The sequence below is a fragment of the Glutamicibacter sp. M10 genome (genome assembly GCF_025452055.1).
Lineage (GTDB): Bacteria > Actinomycetota > Actinomycetes > Actinomycetales > Micrococcaceae > Glutamicibacter.
The window spans coordinates 2,853,084-2,873,257 of sequence record NZ_CP104918.1; the positions used below are offsets into that span (position 1 = coordinate 2,853,084).

16 protein-coding genes, 1 other RNA gene and 4 pseudogenes are annotated in these 20,174 nt (G+C 56.1%); 9 read left to right on the forward strand and 12 right to left on the reverse strand.

Annotated features, from left to right (window positions below; translation table 11 throughout):
* Positions 1 to 9: 9 nt before the first annotated feature.
* A complete protein-coding gene (locus tag N6V40_RS13895; RefSeq protein ID WP_315973695.1) occupies positions 10 to 1,002 on the reverse strand; it encodes a hemolysin family protein in 993 nt (330 codons plus the stop codon).
* Positions 1,003 to 1,074: 72 nt separating this feature from the next.
* Positions 1,075 to 2,396 (reverse strand): annotated as a pseudogene (locus tag N6V40_RS13900) (hemolysin family protein).
* A 429-nt stretch (positions 2,397 to 2,825) separates the two neighbouring features.
* Here N6V40_RS13900 and N6V40_RS13905 point away from each other — a divergent pair.
* From N6V40_RS13905 to N6V40_RS17770, 3 genes and pseudogenes are all read left to right on the forward strand, one after another.
* Positions 2,826 to 6,589, forward strand: a pseudogene (locus tag N6V40_RS13905) (multifunctional oxoglutarate decarboxylase/oxoglutarate dehydrogenase thiamine pyrophosphate-binding subunit/dihydrolipoyllysine-residue succinyltransferase subunit).
* Between the two features lie 213 nt (positions 6,590 to 6,802).
* A pseudogene (locus N6V40_RS13910) lies at positions 6,803 to 7,407 on the forward strand (GDSL-type esterase/lipase family protein).
* Between the two features lie 98 nt (positions 7,408 to 7,505).
* Positions 7,506 to 7,580, forward strand: a complete 75-nt coding sequence (locus tag N6V40_RS17770) for a 50S ribosomal protein bL37 (protein WP_369299107.1) — start codon at positions 7,506 to 7,508, stop codon at positions 7,578 to 7,580.
* A gap of 73 nt (positions 7,581 to 7,653) precedes the next feature.
* On the opposite strand, the gene rsrA is transcribed toward N6V40_RS17770, so the two are convergent.
* Positions 7,654 to 7,914 (reverse strand): mycothiol system anti-sigma-R factor, encoded by a 261-nt coding sequence (gene rsrA / locus N6V40_RS13915; protein WP_131087836.1) that lies wholly within the window; start codon positions 7,912 to 7,914, stop codon positions 7,654 to 7,656.
* Between the two features lies 1 nt (position 7,915).
* Positions 7,916 to 8,569, reverse strand: coding sequence for a sigma-70 family RNA polymerase sigma factor (locus N6V40_RS13920; protein ID WP_131087835.1), 654 nt, complete (start codon positions 8,567 to 8,569; stop codon positions 7,916 to 7,918).
* Positions 8,570 to 8,904: 335 nt separating this feature from the next.
* Between N6V40_RS13920 and aroA the strand changes: the two are divergent.
* From aroA to crcB, 6 genes and pseudogenes are all read left to right on the forward strand, one after another.
* A pseudogene (gene aroA / locus N6V40_RS13925) lies at positions 8,905 to 10,169 on the forward strand (3-phosphoshikimate 1-carboxyvinyltransferase).
* Positions 10,169 to 11,260, forward strand: coding sequence for a ribosome small subunit-dependent GTPase A (locus N6V40_RS13930; protein WP_131087833.1), 1,092 nt, complete (start codon positions 10,169 to 10,171; stop codon positions 11,258 to 11,260). Before aroA ends, N6V40_RS13930 begins: the two are co-directional and overlap by 1 nt.
* 13 nt (positions 11,261 to 11,273) lie before the next feature.
* Positions 11,274 to 12,077: an inositol monophosphatase family protein gene (locus tag N6V40_RS13935; protein ID WP_262198027.1), complete on the forward strand. Its 804-nt coding sequence runs from the start codon at positions 11,274 to 11,276 to the stop codon at positions 12,075 to 12,077.
* On the forward strand, positions 12,077 to 12,712 hold the full coding sequence (locus N6V40_RS13940) for a metal-dependent transcriptional regulator (RefSeq protein WP_262198028.1): 636 nt from the start codon (positions 12,077 to 12,079) through the stop codon (positions 12,710 to 12,712). The genes N6V40_RS13935 and N6V40_RS13940 overlap by 1 nt, the downstream gene beginning before the upstream one ends.
* Before the next feature lie 6 nt (positions 12,713 to 12,718).
* The gene (locus N6V40_RS13945; RefSeq protein ID WP_262198029.1) at positions 12,719 to 13,156 is read left to right on the forward strand and encodes a fluoride efflux transporter FluC; all 438 of its coding nucleotides are present in this window, start codon (positions 12,719 to 12,721) and stop codon (positions 13,154 to 13,156) included.
* 1 nt (position 13,157) lies between these two features.
* Entirely contained in the window at positions 13,158 to 13,541 is a 384-nt protein-coding gene (gene crcB, locus N6V40_RS13950; RefSeq protein ID WP_315973696.1) for a fluoride efflux transporter CrcB, read from the forward strand.
* Positions 13,542 to 13,592: 51 nt separating this feature from the next.
* On the opposite strand, the gene N6V40_RS13955 is transcribed toward crcB, so the two are convergent.
* The 8 genes from N6V40_RS13955 to prfB all read right to left on the reverse strand — a co-directional run bounded on the left by N6V40_RS13955 (position 13,593) and on the right by prfB (position 19,906).
* Positions 13,593 to 14,066 carry a DUF2568 domain-containing protein gene (locus tag N6V40_RS13955; RefSeq protein WP_262198030.1) on the reverse strand — a complete coding sequence of 158 codons (474 nt, stop codon included), beginning with the start codon at positions 14,064 to 14,066 and terminating at the stop codon, positions 13,593 to 13,595.
* Positions 14,067 to 14,296: 230 nt separating this feature from the next.
* Positions 14,297 to 14,666: a transfer-messenger RNA gene (ssrA, locus tag N6V40_RS13960) on the reverse strand.
* Positions 14,667 to 14,785: 119 nt separating this feature from the next.
* Positions 14,786 to 15,259, reverse strand: a complete 474-nt coding sequence (gene smpB / locus N6V40_RS13965) for an SsrA-binding protein SmpB (RefSeq protein WP_131087828.1) — start codon at positions 15,257 to 15,259, stop codon at positions 14,786 to 14,788.
* Between the two features lie 54 nt (positions 15,260 to 15,313).
* Positions 15,314 to 15,727, reverse strand: coding sequence for a M23 family metallopeptidase (locus tag N6V40_RS13970; protein WP_262198031.1), 414 nt, complete (start codon positions 15,725 to 15,727; stop codon positions 15,314 to 15,316).
* Positions 15,697 to 16,746, reverse strand: coding sequence for a coiled-coil domain-containing protein (locus N6V40_RS13975; RefSeq protein ID WP_262198032.1), 1,050 nt, complete (start codon positions 16,744 to 16,746; stop codon positions 15,697 to 15,699). The genes N6V40_RS13970 and N6V40_RS13975 overlap by 31 nt, the downstream gene beginning before the upstream one ends.
* Positions 16,747 to 16,801: 55 nt before the next feature.
* Positions 16,802 to 17,716, reverse strand: a complete 915-nt coding sequence (gene ftsX / locus N6V40_RS13980; RefSeq protein WP_262198033.1) for a permease-like cell division protein FtsX — start codon at positions 17,714 to 17,716, stop codon at positions 16,802 to 16,804.
* Positions 17,713 to 18,510, reverse strand: coding sequence for a cell division ATP-binding protein FtsE (ftsE, locus tag N6V40_RS13985; protein WP_131087825.1), 798 nt, complete (start codon positions 18,508 to 18,510; stop codon positions 17,713 to 17,715). Before ftsE ends, ftsX begins: the two co-directional genes overlap by 4 nt.
* A gap of 280 nt (positions 18,511 to 18,790) precedes the next feature.
* The gene (gene prfB, locus N6V40_RS13990; protein ID WP_131087824.1) at positions 18,791 to 19,906 is read right to left on the reverse strand and encodes a peptide chain release factor 2; all 1,116 of its coding nucleotides are present in this window, start codon (positions 19,904 to 19,906) and stop codon (positions 18,791 to 18,793) included.
* Positions 19,907 to 20,174 lie beyond the last annotated feature (268 nt).

Below are 20,174 nucleotides of genomic sequence, written 5' to 3' on the forward strand. Positions count from 1 at the left end.
GAGCTTCGCCTAGTTTCCTTGGCGCTCACCACGAGGTAGCGAGGCACGCTTTCGGGTGGTGTCGGTAATTTCGCCGACCAGCACCTCGATCACGTCCTCCAAGAACACCACGCCAATGACCGAACCCGAAGCATCAACAACCACCGACAGATGGTTGCCTTCTTGACGCATCTCTTCCAGGGCCGCTTCAATCTCAGTGTCCTGACTCAGCTGACCCAAGGGGTGCAGTGGCAAATCAATCAATGGCTGAGTTGAGTGAGCGTCGTCAATGAGCATGACATCCTTGACGTGCCAGTAACCCACCGGGATCTCGTTCTTCGTGATCAGCATGCGCGAGAAGCCGGTCTTACCAACCTTCTTCTCAAATTCACGTGCGGTGGTCTGTCCCCATTCAAGGGTGAACAAATCATCGATGGGAACCATGCAACTACGTGCGGTGACCGAGGAAAATTCCAAGGCCTTGGTCAGACGCATGGCATTGTCTTCGTCCAGCGTGCCCTCTTCTGAAGAGGTGTCGATGATCGAACGCACTTCATCAGCGGTGTATGAGCTGGTCACTTCATCCTTCGGCTCAATACCAAAGACGTGCAGGACAATATTTGCCATGCCGTTGAGCATCGAAGTGATTGGCTTGAGTACCTTTGAAAGTCCCACCAATGGCATGGCCAGCAGCATCACTGCCTTATCTGCCACAGACACCGAAATGTTCTTTGGCACCATCTCACCAAAAGTCACGTGCAAGAAGGTCACCAAGACCAGAGCAACAAGGAACGCCACGGTATCCGCTGCCGACTCAGACATACCCAAATGGACCATCGGTTCAGCAAGCAGGTGGTGAATAGCTGGCTCAGAGATGTTCAAGATCAGCAGCGAGCACACGGTAATGCCCAACTGGCAGACCGCGAGCATCACCGAAACGTGCTCCATGGCGTACAACGCGAGCTTGGCGCGCTTGTTGCCTTCGTCCGCCAACGGCTCGATCTGCGAACGACGCGCGCTCATTACCGCGAATTCGCCGGCAACAAAAAAGCGTTACCCAGCAACAAGACAACGAGCCAGATTAGACCCATAAAATCATGCATCGTCGGCCTCCGATTCCGGTGCCGATGGTTCGAACTTCACCTGGGCGATACGACGACCTTCCAATTCGGTGACAGTAAACGTACCGTGCTCGGTCACCGCCTGATCGTCGAGTTCTGCCAGGCGGCCCAACTCAGCGAGCATGAATCCACCAATGGTTTCGTAGGAAGACTCTTCGGGGATTACCTCGTGGTCAAAGTTTTCATTAACCTGATCGGGGCGGAACATTCCGGGGAACAACCAGCTGCCGTTGGGCTGCGTGATTGCTTCCTCTTCGTCCTCATCGTGTTCGTCAGATACTTCACCGACGATTTCTTCGACCAAGTCCTCAAGGGTGACCAGACCGGCGGTTCCACCGTATTCATCCATAACGATGGCGATCTGGAATTCAGCTGCACGCAGTTGTTCAAGAAGCACGTCAAGGTGGATGGTCTCAGGAACGTAGAGTGCATCGCGGGCGAATTCACCCACCTGCAATGCTGCCCGGCGTTCGCGAGGCACCGAGACAACAGCCTTCACGTGGCAGATGCCCTGGATCTCGTCACTGGATCCCTCAATGACCGGGAATCGTGAGAAACCGGTATCGGCGCTGACTTCGATCAGTTCCGAAAGTGGGGCCTGCGAATCTATGGTGGACATCGAAGTACGTGGAGTCATCACATCAGCTGCGGTGCGCTCTGAGAACTCAATAGTGGATTCCACAAAACGCGCGGTCTGCACGTCCAAGGTTCCCAACTGAGCTGAACGTCTCACCAGCGAAGCCAATTCTTGCGACGAACGGGCTGCGGAAATTTCTTCCTTGGCCTCTAGTCCGAAGAAGCGATGCAGGATTGCGTTGGAAAAACCGTTAAGCACCATGATGGCGGGCTTGAAGATCGCGGTAAAAACTAGCTGCGGGCGAGCCAGCAACTTTCCGACCCGCATTGCCTGAGCGATAGCCATGTTCTTTGGAACTAATTCACCAATCAGCATTGAGAGCAAGGTTGCCAGAACGAGGGCCACGATGACGGTAACTGCTACCGAGCTGGCCTCCGGGACACCCAAGTTTTCCAACAGTGGCTCCAGCAGGGCGCTGATGGCCGGTTCAAGAACATAACCGGTGAGCAAAGTGGTCAGGGTAATGCCCAACTGGCAGCTAGAGAGCTGGGTGGACAGTGAAGTTAAGCATTGTAGGAGCGGCTTTGCGCCAGCTTCCCTCGATCAACGGCATTTTGCACCGTACTTTTATCGAGCGCGACAAGTGAGAATTCCACCGCCACGAAAAAGCCTGTGCCAAGAATAAGTAGCAGGCCAAAAAGAATGTAGAGCCAATCCATGGGTGGTTACCGCCACCTGTTCGTTGACATCAAAGTAAGAGGTTCGGTGCCGATCAGGCGGCAACTAGAAGGCTCCAATCGCGAGCCAGAACCTGCTGAACATGAACTGTGTTGGCCGGCACTGCGCCCGTGGGCGGCACGCCGGCTTGGAGAGTGTGATTCCATAGTGCTTTTTAGTCTATCGAACGATGACCTTTTGTGCACCACATCGATTTTGTGACGTTCAACGGTAGCGCAATGACGCTAAACGGACTGTTATACACGACACTTTCGTGAGATTACATACGTGCCGTGGCCAAGCGGCCGTAAAAGTAACTAGACTGGTGCGCAGGTCTAGAAATCTTGTGAGCCGAAGTGGTCGATTCACGTCCTCGGAAGACCACCGGCTCAAGCTAGAACAACGTAGAAATCAGGGAAGAGGCGTTGCACGTGCCAGAGCAAGCACACCACCGACTTACTGAAGAGTTTGGTGGAAACGAGTGGCTAGTAGACGAGCTGTTCGAACAGTATCTCGTCGACAAGAACTCGGTAGATAAGAAATGGTGGGATATTTTCGAATCTCTCGCCGCCGACAAAAAGGCACCGGCAGCGCAGCCGACGCCTGCGGCGCCAGCAGCTCCTGCTGCGGCTCCGGCTACCAATGGGCAGGGCGCACCACGCGCTGCAGCCCAGGCTCGCACTTCTGAGCCAGCACCAGCACCAGCTTCAAAGCCAGCCGCCGCTCCAGCACCAGCTGCTGAAGAAAAGAAGGCTGAGCCAGCACCGAAGACCACGCCAATTCCGGCGCAGGCTCCGAAGGCTACCCCTTCCACCGAACTTTTCGGTGAGGAAAAGCGCACCCACTGCGTGGGCCAATGAAGGCCATCGCAACCAACATGGATGCCAGCCTCACCGTGCCGACTGCAACCACCGTTCGTGCGGTTCCAGCCAAGGTGATGATCGATAACCGTATCGTCATCAACAACCACCTCAAGCGCTCGCGCGGTGGCAAGATCTCCTTCACCCACCTGATCGGCTTCGCCGTGATTCGTGCATTGAAGCAGATCCCTTCGATGAACGTCACCTACGACGTCATCGATAAGAAGCCAACCGCCATCCAGCCAGCACACGTGAACTTCGGTATCGCCATCGACATGCCAAAGCCAGATGGCACCCGCATGTTGGCTGTACCAAACGTCAAGGCCGCGGAGACCCTGAGCTTCAACGAGTTCTGGGCCACCTACGAAGACTTGATCAAGCGCGCTCGTGCCAACAAGCTGACCGCTGATGACTACGCAGGCACCACCGTGTCGCTGACCAACCCAGGTGGCATCGGTACCGTTCACTCGGTCCCACGTCTGTCCAAGGGCCAGGCAGCCATCATTGGTGTGGGCGCACTGGAATACCCAGCTGAGTTCCGCGGCTCTTCAGAGAAGACCGTTTCCGGCCTTGGCATCGGCAAGCACATCACCCTGACCTCCACCTATGACCACCGCGTCATCCAGGGTGCCGGTTCGGGCGAATTCCTGAAGCTAGTTGAATCCCTCTTGCTCGGCGAGCAGGGCTTCTACGACGAAATCTTCGAACAGCTTCGTATTCCTTACGAGCCAGTTCGCTGGGCCGTTGACAACCAGGTTGATATCGACCTGCAGGTCAACAAGGTTGCACGCATCCAGCACCTGATCAACTCCTACCGGGAGCGCGGCCACCTGATGGCCGACATCAACCCATTGGAATACGTTCAGCGCAAGCACCCAGATCTGGACATCAACAACTACGGTCTGACCCTGTGGGATCTGGACCGCGAGTGGATCACCGGCGGACTGGGCGGCACCGACCGCGCTCTGCTGCGAGAGATCCTCGGCACCCTGCGTGATGCTTACTGCCGCACCATCGGCACCGAGTACATGCACCTGCAGAACCCAGAAGAGCGTGAGTGGTTCCAGGCCAAGCTTGAATCCCGTTACGCAAAGCCAACCCGCGAAGAGCAGCTGCGCATTCTTTCGAAGCTGAACTCCGCTGAGGCTTTCGAAACCTTCTTGCAGACCAAGTTTGTTGGACAGAAGCGCTTCAGCCTCGAAGGTGGCGAATCGCTGATTCCACTGTTGGACGCCATCATCTCTGATGCTGCGGACGCTCAGCTGGACGAGGTAGCCATTGGTATGGCCCACCGCGGACGCCTGAACGTACTGACCAATATCGCAGGCAAGACCTACGCACAGGTCTTCCGCGAATTTGAAGGCACCGCTACCCCAGGCTCGGTTCAGGGCTCGGGCGACGTGAAGTACCACCTGGGCACCGAAGGTTCTTACACCTCGGACGCTGGCAACCAGACCAAGGTTTACTTGGCTGCTAACCCTTCACACCTGGAAGCAGTTGATCCGGTACTCGAAGGCATCACCCGCGCCAAGCTTGACCGCTTGGGTTCGAAGAATGAAGTACTGCCACTGTTGGTTCACGGCGATGCTGCATTCGCCGGCCAGGGTGTCGTCTCCGAGGTTCTGGCCATGAGCCAGCTGCCTGGTTACAAGACCGGCGGTACCGTGCACGTGATTGTGAACAACCAGATTGGTTTCACCACCGCACCTAGCTCTTCGCGCTCCTCGGTTTACGCTTCGGACGTTGCTCGTACCGTTCAGGCTCCGATCTTCCACGTCAATGGGGATGACCCAGAGGCAGTGGTTCACGTAGGTCAGTTGGCTTTCGAGTACCGCCAGAAGTTCGGCAAGGACGTTGTCATCGACCTCGTGTGCTACCGCCGCCGCGGTCACAACGAAGGCGACGATCCTTCGATGACCCAGCCGATCATGTACAACCTGATCGAAGCTAAGCGCTCTACCCGCAAGCTGTACACCGAGGCCCTGGTTGGTCGCGGCGACATCACGCAGGAAGAAGCCGAGCACGTTTTGGCCGAGTACAAGGAAAACCTGGAGCGCATCTTCGCTGAGACGCATGCCGCCCAGACTTCCCCGATCCCAATCATCACCCCGGGCTCGACCATCAACGACCTAGAGAAGCCATTCGCTCAGGCTGCCGACGAGAACACCGTCGACGGCGCACGCGCATCGGCCATCTCCGCTCAGACCTTGGCCCACATCGGTGCAGCTCACCTTCAGTTCCCTGAAGGCTTCACCATGCACACCAAGCTCAAGTCGTTGCTCGAGCGTCGTGAGAAGATGTCCCGTGAAGGCGGCATCGACTGGGGCTTCGCCGAAATCGCTGCCCTGGGCTCGCTGTCCATGGAAGGCGTACCAGTACGTCTGGCCGGCCAGGACTCACGCCGTGGTACCTTCGTTCAGCGTCACTCGGTCTTCCACGACCGCGAAAACGACAACGAGTGGTACCCACTGCACAACCTAAGCGATGATCAGGCTCCACTGTGGATCTACGACTCGCTACTCTCCGAATACGCAGCACTCGGCTTCGAGTACGGCTACTCGGTGGAGCGTCCAAATGCACTGGTGATTTGGGAAGCCCAATTCGGCGACTTCGTCAACGGCGCACAGACCGTCATCGATGAGTTCATCTCCTCGGCAGAGCAGAAGTGGTCACAGTCCTCCTCGCTGGTTATGCTTCTTCCGCATGGCTACGAGGGCCAGGGCCCAGACCACTCCTCGGCTCGCATCGAGCGCTTCTTGCAACTTTGTGCAGAGAACAACATGGTTGTGGCTCAGCCATCGACCGGTGCCAACCACTTCCACCTGTTGCGTCGTCAGGCTTACGCCCGTCCACGCAAGCCACTGATTGTCTTCACCCCGAAGCAGCTGTTGCGCCTGAAGGCCGCAGCAAGCACCGTGGAAGAATTAACCACCGGTGGTTTCCAGGAAGTCATCGGCGACGCATCGATCACCGATGCCAACGCCGTAGAGAAGGTACTGCTGTGCTCGGGTCGTGTTTACTACGACTTGATCGCTACCCGCGCCAAGGCTCAGGACACCAAGACCGCGATCATCCGCGTTGAGCAGCTCTACCCTGCACCACTGGAGCAGATCGCTGCCGAGCTGGCCAAGTACCCGAACGCCAAGGCAACTTGGGTTCAGGACGAACCAGCCAACCAGGGTCCATGGCCGTTCTTCGGTCTGTATGTGGCACCGCAGCTTGAGCAGAAGATTGAATTGGTCTCCCGCCCAGCTTTGGCCGCTACCTCTGCAGGTACCGCAAAGCGCCACGACGCAGAAAACGCAGTGCTGATGCAGCAGGCTTTCGCCCGCTAATCTTTCGCCGCTTTGATCGCTAAGGCTTAGTTGCCGGCGAGTATTTTCCAAGATTTTATGGTCAATACCCGCCGGCAACAGCTCTTTAACCACAAACTCACACTGCACAGTAACTTGTTGCCTTTTCCAGCATGAATCTCCCGGAAAGCAACCCATAGGACTGCTAAGGTTGGGATCGATTCATATTCTTGTAGCCAACGAAAGGTCGCCCAGTTGGAGTTACGCACAATCCGAATTACCGCAATCGGAGATGAGCTACTGGCCGGACATGGGGACCCGCGCGGACTGGGCTGGTTCGGCCGTGTTATGGCCCGAACCCAGGACCCTGCCTTGCGACTTCAGTCCTTCGTTCTGGCTGCCCCCGCTGAAGGATCCGAAGCCCTAGCCGAGCGCTGGATGGGCGAAGCATCTCGACGATTCAGCGACCAGTATGAAAACCGCCTGGTTATTGCACTCTCAGATCGCGATGTTGACCTCGATGTCTCCACCGCACGCAGCCGTTTGAACCTGGCCAACATCCTTGATTCAGCCTCACAAATGAGCATCAAAGCTTTGCTTGTTGGCCCAGCCCCGGCTTGGACGACGCTCGCAACCAGCGCGTGGCAGAATTAAACCGCGTGTACTCGGATGTGGCACTGCGCCGCAACCACCACTACGTGGATACGTTCACTCCCCTGCGCGGTCACGCTCAATGGCGTAGCGACCTGAACGCCTCGGGCGGTGTACCTGGGCAAGCCGGTTACGGACTGATGGCCTGGTTGGTACTACACCGAGGCTGGTACTCATGGCTAGACTTGCCGGAGCCAGGCGAGGGCTAAACCACCTTTGCGCGTTAGGAAAATGGACGCAAAGTATGAAAGACTATTAGTCGGCCCGAGCTATCGGGGAAAACCATTGATCCCTTAAAGGAGTCACCATGTCGAAGCGCGCTCGTAAGCGTCGCGATCGCAAGCGTGGCGGTGCCAACCACGGCAAGCGCCCAAACAGCTAAGCGAAGCGAACATAAAAAGAACCCCGTACCATTCGAGTTTTTACTCGAAAGCTACGGGGTTTCTCTTTGCCTGTTAGTGACCTGATTCGAGGCGAACCTGCGAAATCTTGGCAAAGATACTGGCTTTCAAATTATGCGGCGCCTGCTCTTGGCAGCTACGTCGCACCACCGAACGGATAATGCACTCAAGGTCATATTCCTCGGTGCACTCCGGGCAGCCATCAAGGTGCGCTTTGACCTCTTTGATGTCATTCAGCGTCAATGCACCATCGAGGTATTCATAGATGCGTACCATGCGGTCATCGGCGCAATCACCCAATGAATTGCAATCCATCTTATTTCGCTCCTCCATCAGCCTTCGCGGCGCTCTTGGCACGAGCTCCGGTGGCTATCCCACGGTCTGCTGCATAATCTGCCAACAGTTCCCTCAAATTCTTACGTCCACGGTGCAACCGGGACATCACGGTGCCGATCGGCACACCCAAGATGTCGCTGGCTTCCTTGTAACTGAAACCCTCAACATCAACGAAGTACACGGCCATCCTGAAATCTTCACCGATGGACTGCAAAGCCGCCTTCACATCCGAATCCGGAAGGTGATCCAGCGCCTCAACCTCAGCCGAACGCAAACCCGTAGGCGAATGCTCCATCGCTGAAGCCATCTGCCAGTCCTCGACGGTGTCGGTGCTGGTGCGCAAAGGCTCGCGCTGACGCTTGCGGTACAAGTTGATATAGGTGTTGGTCAGAATGCGGTACAGCCAGGCCTTCAGATTGGTACCTGGCTTGTACTGGTGGAAGGCCGAGTACGCCTTGGTGTAGGCCTCCTGCACCAGATCCTCAGCATCCGTAGGGTTTCGAGCCATCCGCAGGGCAGCTGAATACAGCTGATCCACATACTGCATGGCGTCACGTTCAAAACGCTCGCGACGCTGTGCCTCGGACTCAGTGGCCGCATCGGGCAAATTCTCGTCCACACTCTTGTTGTTCATCACGCCTGAGTCTACGCGGTTACTAGCGCTATTGCGCGAATTCGAACGCGACCGGGTAACGGTACGGGCCCCGCGAGGTTCCTCGTCCACCACACAAGTGGTGCCGCTTGCTGTTGAAGTCTGCTCTCTGATCGTCACACTGGGTACAACCACGGGATCCAAAACCTTATTCCCCCATAGATCTCCGCTAAGATTTAACTAAAATCGCACAAGCCTAAGGATCAGCAATCAACACCGCAAGCGCCTCTGGAAGCCAGCACCACCCACCGCAGCACAACGCAGAGAACTGGTGGCCCGCGCCCTACACCGGCACCGGGGTTCACGCCACCGTCACCGTGCCAGCTTCCAAGTCGTTAACCAACCGCTATCTGATCCTTGCGGCCTTGGCTTCTTCGCCATCCACCATCCACAACACCTTGATCAGCCGCGATACCGAGCTGATGCTCGGGGCGCTGGAAAAGTTCGGGGTGGGAATCGATCGCACCGAGCAGCCCGATGGCTCCACCACGGTAGTGCTCACTCCTGCCAGCGAACTAAAGCGCGCTGAGTCCGATGGCACCGAGCTGACCATTGAGTGCGGCCTGGCCGGAACCGTGATGCGTTTTGTTCCGCCATTGGCTGCTGTCGCTAAAGCACGGGTCCACTTTGATGGCGACCCGGCCGCTCGAGTGCGTCCCATGGCCCCGGTACTTAATGGACTTCAGGCTCTGGGCGCACGCCTGAGCTACGGACAAACACCTGGCATGCTGCCGTTCACCATGGATGCCAGCGAAGTACAAAGCACCGGAGAAGTAGTGGTTGACGCTTCGGGTAGCTCGCAATTCATCTCCGCACTGCTGCTTGCCGGACACGCACTGCCCGGCGGACTGCGACTGCGCGCTGCACCCGGCCCGGTGGCCTCCCCGGATCACATCGCCATGACCGTGGAAACCTTGCGCGAATTAGGCGTAGCGATCACCGTGGATGACGATGGCCGCGGTTGGCAGATCGCCGAAGCACCCATTGCCGGCTTCACCGTGACCGTTGAACCTGACCTGTCCAACGCTGGGCCTTTTTGGCTGCAGCTCTGGCGACCAACGGCTCGGTGGGCATCCGTTTCTGGCCCGAAAAGACCACCCAGGTCGGCGGTAAGTGGGTGCAGATCTTGAGCCAAATGGGGGCCGAGGTCAGCCATGGCACCGACGGGGTGCTCACCGTGCGCGGCACCGGAAAGATCACCGGCATCAACTACGCCGATGCCTCCGAGCTCGCGCCAACTCTGGCTGCTCTCTGCGCACTGGCCGATTCCCCGAGCAAGCTCACCGGCATCGGACACCTCCGCGGACATGAAACCGACCGGCTCGCAGCGCTGGAAATTGAACTAGCCAAAATCGGTGCCAGCGTCACCGCGACCGACGACGCGCTGGAAATCATTCCCGGGGTGCGTACCAGCGCAGATCTGAACAGCTACGAGGATCACCGCATGGCGACCGCCGGTGCGCTGTTGGGTCTGGCCATCAAAGGCATCCGCGTAGAAAATATTGCCACCACCGCCAAGACCATGCCGCAGTTCCCCGAACTGTGGACACAAATGGCCAAAACCGCTAAGGATCGCGGCTAATGCACTACTCAGACTATGACGAATCCTCAGTGCGTGTCCGTCCGAACAAGCGTGGCTCCCGCCCGCGCACCAAGGACCGTCCCGCCTACGAAAAGGCCGTCATTGGCCGCATCATCACCGTGGACCGCGGCCGCTACACGGCCATCTTGGATGAAGACACCGCCAATGAGCGCATCGTCATCGCAGCTCGCGCCCGCGAACTTCGTCGCCAGGCGATCGTCCCGGGCGATCTAGTAGCACTGGTCGGTGACACCACCGGCAAGCCTGACACCCTGGCACGCTTGGTGCGCATCGAAGAACGCCGAACCCTGCTGCGCCGCAGTGCCGATGATACCGACGCTACCGAGCGTGTTGTGGTGGCCAACGTGGACAAGCTAGTGATTGTGGTGGCCGCAGCCAACCCTGAGCCACGCACCGGCTTTGTTGACCGCGCACTGGTGGCCGCCTACGATGCCGGCATTCAACCGGTCTTGTGCGTGACCAAAGCCGATGTGAAGGACCCGGCCGAATTCCTCAAGCACTATGAGGGTCTGGATTTCCCCGTGGTCATTTCCCGCACCACCACCGAAGAGGCCTCCGGCGTTGATGCCCGAGGCGCCGACGGGTCCAGTGCAAGGCTGGATGTGCGTGCACTGGCAGAACTTGATGAGCTGCTTGGCGGCTGCGTTTCGGTCGTTTTAGGACACTCTGGTGTTGGCAAGTCCACCCTAGTTAACGCGTTGACTGGTTCAACCCGAGCAACCGGGCACGTCAACGCAGTGACCGGGCGCGGACGCCACACCTCCTCAAATGCGCTCGCGCTACGCCTGGGACAGGTTCCGGGCTCGTGGCTCATTGATACCCCTGGTATTCGTTCCTTCGGTTTGGGCTTGGTGGATCCGGATAATATTCTGGCCGCCTTTGAAGACCTGGCCCAGATCGCGACCGACTGCCCGAGAGGTTGCACCCACGCCGCCGGTGAAGCTGGCTGTGCTTTAGAAGCCTGGGCGCTGAGCGCAGATACTGCTCAACCTGCAGATCGTCTGGCCTCGTACCGGCGGTTAGTGACCACCAAGGAAACCACGCACGAAAAGGAGCTCGGCGCTCAGTAGGCGCCGGAACACCATGGCAGAATTTACCTTGCAAGAAGATCTTGAATTTGCGCTGGCTTTGGCCGATAAGGTTGATGCGCTCACCCTGGCCCGCTATGGATCCAATGACTTGGTGGTCGAATCCAAGCCGGATATGACCCCGGTCTCTGATGCAGACCGTGGCGCAGAGCAGTTGATCTTGAACGAACTTGCTGCCCACCGCCCGGATGATTCGGTACTGGGCGAAGAATTTGGTGTGCACGGTACCGGTTCACGACGCTGGGTGATCGACCCGATCGACGGCACCAAGAACTTTGTGCGTCGCGTGCCTGTCTGGGCTACGTTGATCGCTCTGTTGATCGATGACGAGCCAGTGCTTGGTGTCATTTCTGCCCCAGCGTTGAGCCGTCGCTGGCACGCCGCCACCGGTTTGGGCGCCTACGTCACTGAACCGGGCACCAGCGTGGGCTCCACCGCCACCCGGGCCATTTCGGTCTCCTCGGTGACCGATTTGACCGATTCATCGCTGGCCTACGCCTCGCTGAGTGGTTGGAAGGAAGCCGGAAAGCTTGATGGTTTCCTCGACCTGTTGGACACCGCTTGGCGTACCCGCGGTTACGGAGATTTTTACTCCTACGCGTTACTGGCCGAAGGCGCCGTGGACGCGGCTTTTGAGCCCGAGCTTGAACTCTACGATATGGCCGCACTGGTCCCCGTGGTTCGTGAAGCCGGTGGTCGCTTCACCTCGGTAGCTGGAGAAGAAGGTTGCCATGGAGGCAACGCGCTGGCCAGCAACGGCAAGCTGCACGAGGCGATCCTGCCATATCTAAACCGCTAATGAGCACCCCACACCCCACCGGGTCGCTGACCACCAGCGAAGAGGACTATCTCAAAGCGCTCTACACCCTGACCGAGTGGGACGACTCCGAAGTAAGCACCGGGGTCCTGGCCGATCAGCTGGGCCTGTCCCCTGCATCGGTGACGTCAATGATCCAAAAGCTTGCGGGTAAAAATCTGGTCCATCACGTCCCACGCAAATCTGTTTCGCTCAGTGATAGTGGCAGGCGCGAAGCACTGCGGATGGTCAGACGTCATCGGCTATTGGAAACCTTTTTGCGCGATGAATTAGGTTATGGCTGGGACGAGGTCCACGACGAGGCCGAGGCGTTGGAGCATACGGTCAGCGACCGATTTATTACCGCCCTGGACGCGCGCCTTGGCCACCCTCGCCGCGACCCACACGGGGACGCGATCCCTGCTGCCGATGGCACCCTGCCCGTCTCTAAAGCGATCAGGCTTGACCGTTTTGCCGGCAAAGAAGCCATCATCGATCGGATCAGCGACGAAGATCCCGAGTTTTTGCGACGCGCAGCCGCCCAGGGGCTGGTACCCGGGGCCAGAATCAAACTCCCACACCAGTTGGACTACATCGAGGCCTCACTTATTTGGGTCCATGCTGGCGCAGGGGTGTGAACCAAGATGAGTACTAACTCCGGGGCGCGCATCCCAAAATTTCGCAGGGTCGACTTAGCCTTGGTCTTTGTTGGCGGAACGCTGGGCACAGCCAGCCGACTGGCCCTGAGCCTGCTTCAGCCCCAAGGACTCAACCTTCCTGTGATGGTAATGCTGGTCAACGTCGTTGGCGCGTTCGCCTTGGGTTGGTTACTCACTTCCCTCTCGGCTCGCGGACCAGAAACGTCAGCACGCCACAGAATTCGTTTGCTTGTTGGCACCGGCTTCATGGGAGGCTTCACCACCTACAGTGCCTTGGCAACCGACTCCATGCTGCTCACCAACAACGGATCGGCGCTACTAGGCCTAGGCTACGGGCTGGGGACAGTTCTCGTCGGAGCGCTGACCACATGGTGCGGCATGCTGGTGGGAACCAAACGTCGCACCTCGGCGAAGGGGAACTGAGATGGCCATAACCCCTACCCTATTTCTCACCATCGCTCTGTGCGGTGGTTTGGGCGCGGTACTTCGCTTTACTGTTGATACCTTACTCACCGCACGCTTCGGCTCACGAATGCCTTGGGGAACCATCGTTATCAACCTCTCCGGCTCCTTCGTACTGGGTTTTCTCACAGGCCTACTGACGCATTCCTTGTTGCCTGAGCCCTGGCTTCTCGCCGTGGGAACTGGATTGCTTGGCGGCTATACGACTTTCTCCACAGCAAGTTTTGACACCCTGAGATTGCTTCGAGAGGGCCGGACGGTCGCCAGTTTGGCCAATGCCTTCGGTACGCTTTTCGGCGCAATCCTCGCTGCTTATCTGGGCTTCCTGCTAGCTACTTTGTTCTAAGAGACAAGAAAACCCCAGCCGTTGGCTGGGTTTTTCTTGTAGGAAAAACTTTTATCGTGCAGCTCGCCGGCCTTTGGGAGCGCCTGAGCTTTCGGCTTGAGGAAGTGGTTGGGCCTGCTTTGGCGTTCGGTCGTGCGGCACGGCGTAACCGCCGGTGGCAACGACAAGAATCGCGCTGATGCCGGTCAAGGCGAGCATGGCAATGGCCCAGATTTGTGACTGTTCATAGAACGAGTGATCAACGCTGAGCCACAACGTATAAGCTCCACCGATGTAGATCAGGTGAATCAAAAGCATGCGCGTTCGTAGCCTGAACTTGACCACGGCTTTCGGGGAAAAGAAGATTCCCCAGAGGATCAGAAGCGGGATAACCACTACCAAGATCGCCGGAATGGTGGGCCATGGGATGAAGGCGATGGCGGCCAATGCTGCTGCGAAAAGCAAACCGACTTCGAGCAGAAAAGCGACGACTGCATAGATTGCTGAAAGGACAGGCGACACCCGTTGGGAACTGTTTTTACCCATCGATTCTTCTCTCACTCCAATTCTGCAAAGTCCACCGCATGAAATTCTTCGGCTTTCATCTCAAGTCTATGTGTAAAACCTCCAAGCCGCGAATGGACTCGCAATTTTTGCACAGTGTTTAGTCAAGGCTCGCGAGTGTTATCCGAGCGGACTCCCCCAATGCGCGACAGGTTCAGCACAAACGAAAAAGCTCCGGAACCAAGCGGTTAGCCTGATTCCGGAGCTTAGATACGTGGAGATGGGGAGAATTGAACTCCCGTCCGATGTGGTGTTGCCAGGTCTTCTCCGGGCGCAGTTTGCTGCGGATTTTCTCTGCCCCAACCATCACGCAAACATGTGGTTGATCCAGGCACAGTTACCTAAATATGTACCCAACAGCGGTAACGGCCGCTGGATACAGTGGCTATCTAAATGACGTTAGGATCAGAGGCGATAGCAAACCTCTGGCTAACGGACTGTCTGGCTGCTTAGGCAGCGAGAGCGAAGTCAGTGCGCTTTGATTCGGCACTTATTGTTTTGCAAAGAGCGTTTACGAGATAACTTTGCATCCTCGGCCCGCTTCATCTGTCGCGACTCACACCGTCGAAACCGATCATCCCCGTATTTTGTTGTCAGTCCCAGTTTCCCAGGTACAACCACGCCCAAGAGCGTATTTTTCAATCATAGCGCATTACCTTGAGCTAACCCAACGCAAGATACGCCACAATCTAGTCTTTAAACTAGCCGCGATTACGCTCACGCATGGCGCGTAGTGCCTCGCGATTGTCTTGCTGCTCACGCAAGGTCTGGCGCTTGTCGTACTCGCGCTTACCGCGTGCAACACCGATTTCGATTTTCGCTCGGCCCGACTTGAAGTAGAGACTCAATGGAACGATGGTGAGACCAGCTTCGCCAACCTTTCGCTCAATTTTCACTAATTCTTGACGGTGCAACAAGAGCTTACGACGTCGGCGTGCAGCATGATTGGTCCACGATCCGTTGAGGTACTCAGGGATGTAGACGTTCTCGATATAAAGCTCATCACGGTAGAACTGTCCGAAGCCGTCAATTAGCGAGGCTTTACCTTCGCGTAGTGACTTTACTTCGGTGCCACTGAGCACCATGCCAGCTTCAAAAGTGTCGAGGATTTCATAATCGTGGCGTGCCTTGCGATTACTCGCAATCACCCGATCTTCTTGATTCTTCTTAGCCACGTTACTCCTTGCATGTCGTGGGCGGACTCCCGCGCACAGATTACAAGTCTAGCGCTAGAGAAGTCCCAATGGGTTCACGGCATTGCCGTTTACGATAGTTTCAAAGTGCAGATGGCAGCCAGTCGAGTTGCCAGTAGTGCCGACATAACCGATTACGTCGCCCTGCTTCACGTGTTGCCCGACGCTTACAGCAACGCGCGACATGTGGTGGTAACCGGTAGCAAGGGCCTTGCCCTTGACGACGCCGTGGGAAATGATGACCTTGTTGCCAGCAGTTCCGCCCCAACCAGCGGTCCAAACTTCGCCGTCAGCCGCAGCGGTAATCGGTGCACCGCATTGTCCGCCAAAGCCCCAGTCAATTCCGGCGTGAACGTATCCACCCTGTCCACCGTAATCAATCGTTCCGGCAGGAGTCGGACGCCATCCGAAGGTTGAGGTCAGGTTATTACTTGGTGTCGGCTTAACCAATCCCCAAGCACTTGAACCCGCTGACTTGCTAACCGTAGGTTCGGAAACTGGCGCAGGAACGAAAGCTTTCTTTTGTAAGCTTTCTTCTTTGCTGCCGCTTCCTCAGCTAGACGCTTTTGCTCTGCTTCGTAGGCAGCCTTGCGCTTTGCTTCAGCTTCAGCAGCTTTACGCTTACGTTCGGCTTCCTCACGCAACAAACGCTCCTGGCGTTCCTTGATATCGGACTTAACCTGAGCGTACTCTTTTTGCTGTGCCGCTAGCTTGGCCTGAATCTGTGGTTTCTTCGCTTCGAGCTCAGCGCCCAACTTCTCGGTGCTGGCGACCAAAGCATCAAGCTCATTCTTAGCGTTTTGGGCCTGGTTTCGAGCGGTCTGCTCTTGCGCCAAGGCTTCTTCCGCCTGCGATTTGAGCGAGGAGATTTCCTTCTCGACAGCGCTCAAGCGAAGCTTGTTGTTTTCGTTATTGGCCTGCTCTTGCGCAAGATCGTTATAAGTGTTGCTCTGCGATTCCATGGCACGGTTCGCCAAGTCTAGGCCGTCGGCCATCTGCTGGGTCGAATCCATGTTGAGGATCATGTCCAGTCCGCTGGAAACGCCACCGCGCTTATAAGCTTCGGAAGCGATGGAAGCCATGGCGGCTTTCGCTTCGGAGATCTTTTTGGCGTTCTTCTCGATCTCGGCAGTTACCTGATCACGAGTCGACTGAGCAGCGATCAATCGATCATTCAGATCAGCGACAGCGGATTGGGCATTAGCGACACGGCTTTGCGCGTCGGCCAATGCCTGTTCAGCGGCAGGTACTTGAGCCTGCTGATCACGTAGCTTCTTGTCGGTTGCCTGGATATCGGAATCCAAGAATTCCATGTCCTCTTCCAGGTTGTTGATATTTCCTTCAACCTGGGTCTTCTTATCATCAAGATCATCAGCGACAACTAGGCCTGCTGGCAACGTTAAAGCGAGAGCCATTGCCCCACCGAGGGTGGCGCGCAAGAACTTACTTCGCACTGCGTTGGACAGCATGTGGCTCCTTCGAGAAAGATGTCGTGCTACGGGTCTACCGACGATGAGGGGTCGATTAAACCTTCAGGTAACGCTTCAACGTTACCACTGATGAAATTGTGGCCAAAACGATACCAATAATCAAGAGGCCAGGCGCAACTAGCCAAACTTCATTGGTAGAGATGAATGCAACGCCGACGTTTTCACTGGCAAGTTTGTCTTCGACAAGGAACTTGAGTAGGAGCCATAGCGTGCCTGATGCCAGCACACCACCAATCAGTGATGCGATAACACCTTCGATAATGAACGGTAACTGAATGGTTGCTTTCGAGGCACCGACCAAACGCATGATCGTGGTTTCCAGCCGCCTGTGCATTGCAGAGAGTTGGATGGTGGTACCGGTCAACAACACGGCACAAACAATCATCACGATTGCAACGACTGCTGCAGCAGCAGAAGCCACGCGGACCAGTTGGAATACCTTTTCCAAAAGTTCACGCTGATCCACTACAGAGTCAACGCCATCAACGGTCGACAATGCTTCGTTGATAACTGGGTACTTCTCCGGATCAACCAGTGCGACTCGGTACGACTCAGGCAACTGCTCTGGAGTGATCTGGTCGACGAGCGAGGAGTTCTTGTACTGATCCAAGAAGTTCTTGTATGCCTGGTCTTTCGACTCGTAGGCATATTCCTTGATGTACGGCGCTAGCTGCTCAGACTTGAGAACTTTTTCAATGTTCTGACGCTGGGCGTCGGTGACTTCTTTGCCAGCACAGTTTGTTGAAGAGCTGGAGTCGTCACAGAGGTAAACAGCTACCTCCATGCGGTCGTACCAGTAGCCCTTCATCTGGTTGATCTGGAGCTGCAAAAGAGCTGAGGCGCCGACGAAGGTCAACGACACAAAAGTCACCAGCACTACGGAAACGACCATGACAACGTTCTGGCGAAGGCCCTTGGCCGCTTCGCGAAGAATAAATCCTAGTTTCACTGGTCCTCGTCCTTCTGGTCCTCAGTAAACTGCGAATCTTCATCATGCTCAACAGCGGAATCGCCCACGAGCAGCTCACGCGAGCCGTCTTGGTTCACCACTGTGGTCATTGGCATGTACTGGCCGTCAATCTCATCACGGATAACTTGACCGCGCTGGAGTTCGATCACACGATGACGGTATTCACTAACAAGTTCGTGTGCGTGGGTCGCCATCAAAACGGTTGTACCGTTTTGATTGATGCGGTTGAGCACGTTCATAACCTCAACGCTATTTTTGCGATCGAGGTTACCGGTAGGCTCATCCGCCAAAAGAATTGATGGCCTATTGACGATGGCACGCGCTATGCCCACGCGTTGCTGCTCACCGCCGGAAAGTTCAGTTGGCTTACGACGAGCCTTGTCTTCAAGGCCGACAAGCTTCAGCGCGTCTGGCACGCGCTCTCGAATCTGAGCACGCGAGGCACCAATGACCTCCATGGCGAATGCGACGTTGTCAAAAACCGTACGCTCGCGCAAGAGTCGGAAGTCCTGGAACACGAAGCCGATATCGCGACGCAGCTTTGGCACGCGATGACTCGGGATACGGTTCAGGTTCTGTCCGGCCACGTACACAGCACCATCAGTGGAACGCTTTTCGCGTAGCACCAAGCTGAGGAACGTCGACTTTCCGGAACCGGATTCACCAACAAGGAAGGCGAATTCGCCACGGTCAATCTCGATGTTTATGTCATCCAAAGCAACGTTCTGCTGCTTTGGCTCGTAAACCATCGAGACATTTTCGAATTTAATCATGTCTTCAATCGCTAGTTTTCGTCGGGGCGCGACCCACGAATACCAATCTCGAGATCAAACGTCAATAGATGCGCCAGTATTCCAAACACTATCGGTGCAGGCGCTAGAACACGCCTAAATCCTAGGCGTGTTGCCAGATTCATCCAATAAGCACAGCCTCCAGAAATGGCTGAAGACCAACGTGACTTGAACGGTTTTACTTGTAGTCAGTTGCCTTGGTGATGATACTTACACAGTTTGTGACAAGTTTGCCCAGCTCGATTGGTATTCGCATGATCTGCTACTTCCTCGGACGGCGCTGGCCTGCGCGCCATCGAATTCCTGCGTCAATAAAGTCATCGATTTCGCCGTCAAACACAGCTTGAGTATTTCCAACTTCGTGCTCTGTACGCAGATCCTTAACCATCTGGTAAGGATTGAGTACGTAGGAACGCATCTGGTCACCCCACGATGCCTTCACATCTCCGGCGAATTCCTTCTTCTGTGCATTTTCTTGCTCTTTTTTCAATAGCAGAAGTCGGGACTGCAGGACGCGTAGCGCAGCGGCTCGGTTCTGAATCTGCGACTTTTCGTTCTGCATCGAAACTACGACACCCGTTGGAATGTGAGTCATTCGCACGGCAGAGTCGGTGGTATTCACGCTCTGTCCACCAGGGCCCGACGAACGGAAGACGTCGACTCGAATTTCCGACTCTGGAATTTCAATCGTGTCAGTCTGCTCAATCAACGGCACAACTTCCACGGCCGCAAACGACGTTTGGCGGCGGCCTTGGTTATCGAACGGTGAGATTCTGACAAGCCTGTGAGTGCCGGCTTCTACTGACAACGTTCCAAAAGCGTATGGCTCGTCGATTTCGAAAGTCGCAGATTTAAGTCCAGCTTCTTCGGCGTAGGAAGTATCCATGACTGTTGCCTTGAAGCCACGTTTCTCAGCCCAACGCAGGTACATGCGCATCAGCATCTCGGCAAAATCGGCTGCGTCCACGCCGCCAGCGCCGGAGCGAATCGTCACCACTGCCCCGCGAGAATCAAATTCTCCGCTGAGCAAAGTCACGATTTCTAACTCATCGAGAGCCTTATGGATGCTGACAAGTTCTCTGTCCGCCTCTTGAATGGTCTCTTCGTCGGCTTCGAGCTCCGCCAGTTCTACCAAAACTTCTAGATCATCAATACGAGTCCTGATCTTGGTCAATCGTTCAAGTTCAGACTGGCGATATGAAAGTTTACTGGTAACGATTTGCGCGGCAGCGGGGTCATCCCAAAGATCGGGAGCTCCGGCTTCCTCGGAGAGCGTCACGATGTCAGCTTTAATCTGATCAACATCGCTCACGTCTTCAATCGACGAGAAAGTTGAGCGCAGTGTGCGGATTTCTGCAGAGAAGTCAGTTTTTGCCATGGTCATCTAAGACTACGTCATTTCGCTTCCGATTCCTGAGCCCACGGTCATCTGCTAAGTACGGTCTGAGCCGTTGAATTCACTGAAATCGGCACACCCTCGGGCACGATCCACCCCACCATCGGTGGTTGAACTGAACCTGAAAGTTCTAGTGTGGCGCCTTGCCCATCGGGACGGATTTGGACGGCTCTGATCTGAAGATTGTCAACGCGACCGCTGGCACCTACATCGCTAAGATACTGAGCCACAGCTTGCTGTACGCGTTGCT

Coding starts and splice junctions, on each gene's coding strand:
- N6V40_RS13895 (WP_315973695.1), bottom strand. CDS start 1,002: ATGAGCGCGCGTCGTTCGCAGATCGAGCCGTTGGCGGACGAAGGCAAC.
- rsrA (WP_131087836.1), bottom strand. CDS start 7,914: ATGGATTGCAATTCATTGGGTGATTGCGCCGATGACCGCATGGTACGC.
- N6V40_RS13920 (WP_131087835.1), bottom strand. CDS start 8,569: ATGAACAACAAGAGTGTGGACGAGAATTTGCCCGATGCGGCCACTGAG.
- N6V40_RS13930 (WP_131087833.1), top strand. CDS start 10,169: ATGCACTACTCAGACTATGACGAATCCTCAGTGCGTGTCCGTCCGAAC.
- N6V40_RS13935 (WP_262198027.1), top strand. CDS start 11,274: ATGGCAGAATTTACCTTGCAAGAAGATCTTGAATTTGCGCTGGCTTTG.
- N6V40_RS13940 (WP_262198028.1), top strand. CDS start 12,077: ATGAGCACCCCACACCCCACCGGGTCGCTGACCACCAGCGAAGAGGAC.
- N6V40_RS13945 (WP_262198029.1), top strand. CDS start 12,719: ATGAGTACTAACTCCGGGGCGCGCATCCCAAAATTTCGCAGGGTCGAC.
- crcB (WP_315973696.1), top strand. CDS start 13,158: ATGGCCATAACCCCTACCCTATTTCTCACCATCGCTCTGTGCGGTGGT.
- N6V40_RS13955 (WP_262198030.1), bottom strand. CDS start 14,066: ATGGGTAAAAACAGTTCCCAACGGGTGTCGCCTGTCCTTTCAGCAATC.
- N6V40_RS13975 (WP_262198032.1), bottom strand. CDS start 16,746: ATGCTGTCCAACGCAGTGCGAAGTAAGTTCTTGCGCGCCACCCTCGGT.
- ftsE (WP_131087825.1), bottom strand. CDS start 18,510: ATGATTAAATTCGAAAATGTCTCGATGGTTTACGAGCCAAAGCAGCAG.
- prfB (WP_131087824.1), bottom strand. CDS start 19,906: ATGGCAAAAACTGACTTCTCTGCAGAAATCCGCACACTGCGCTCAACT.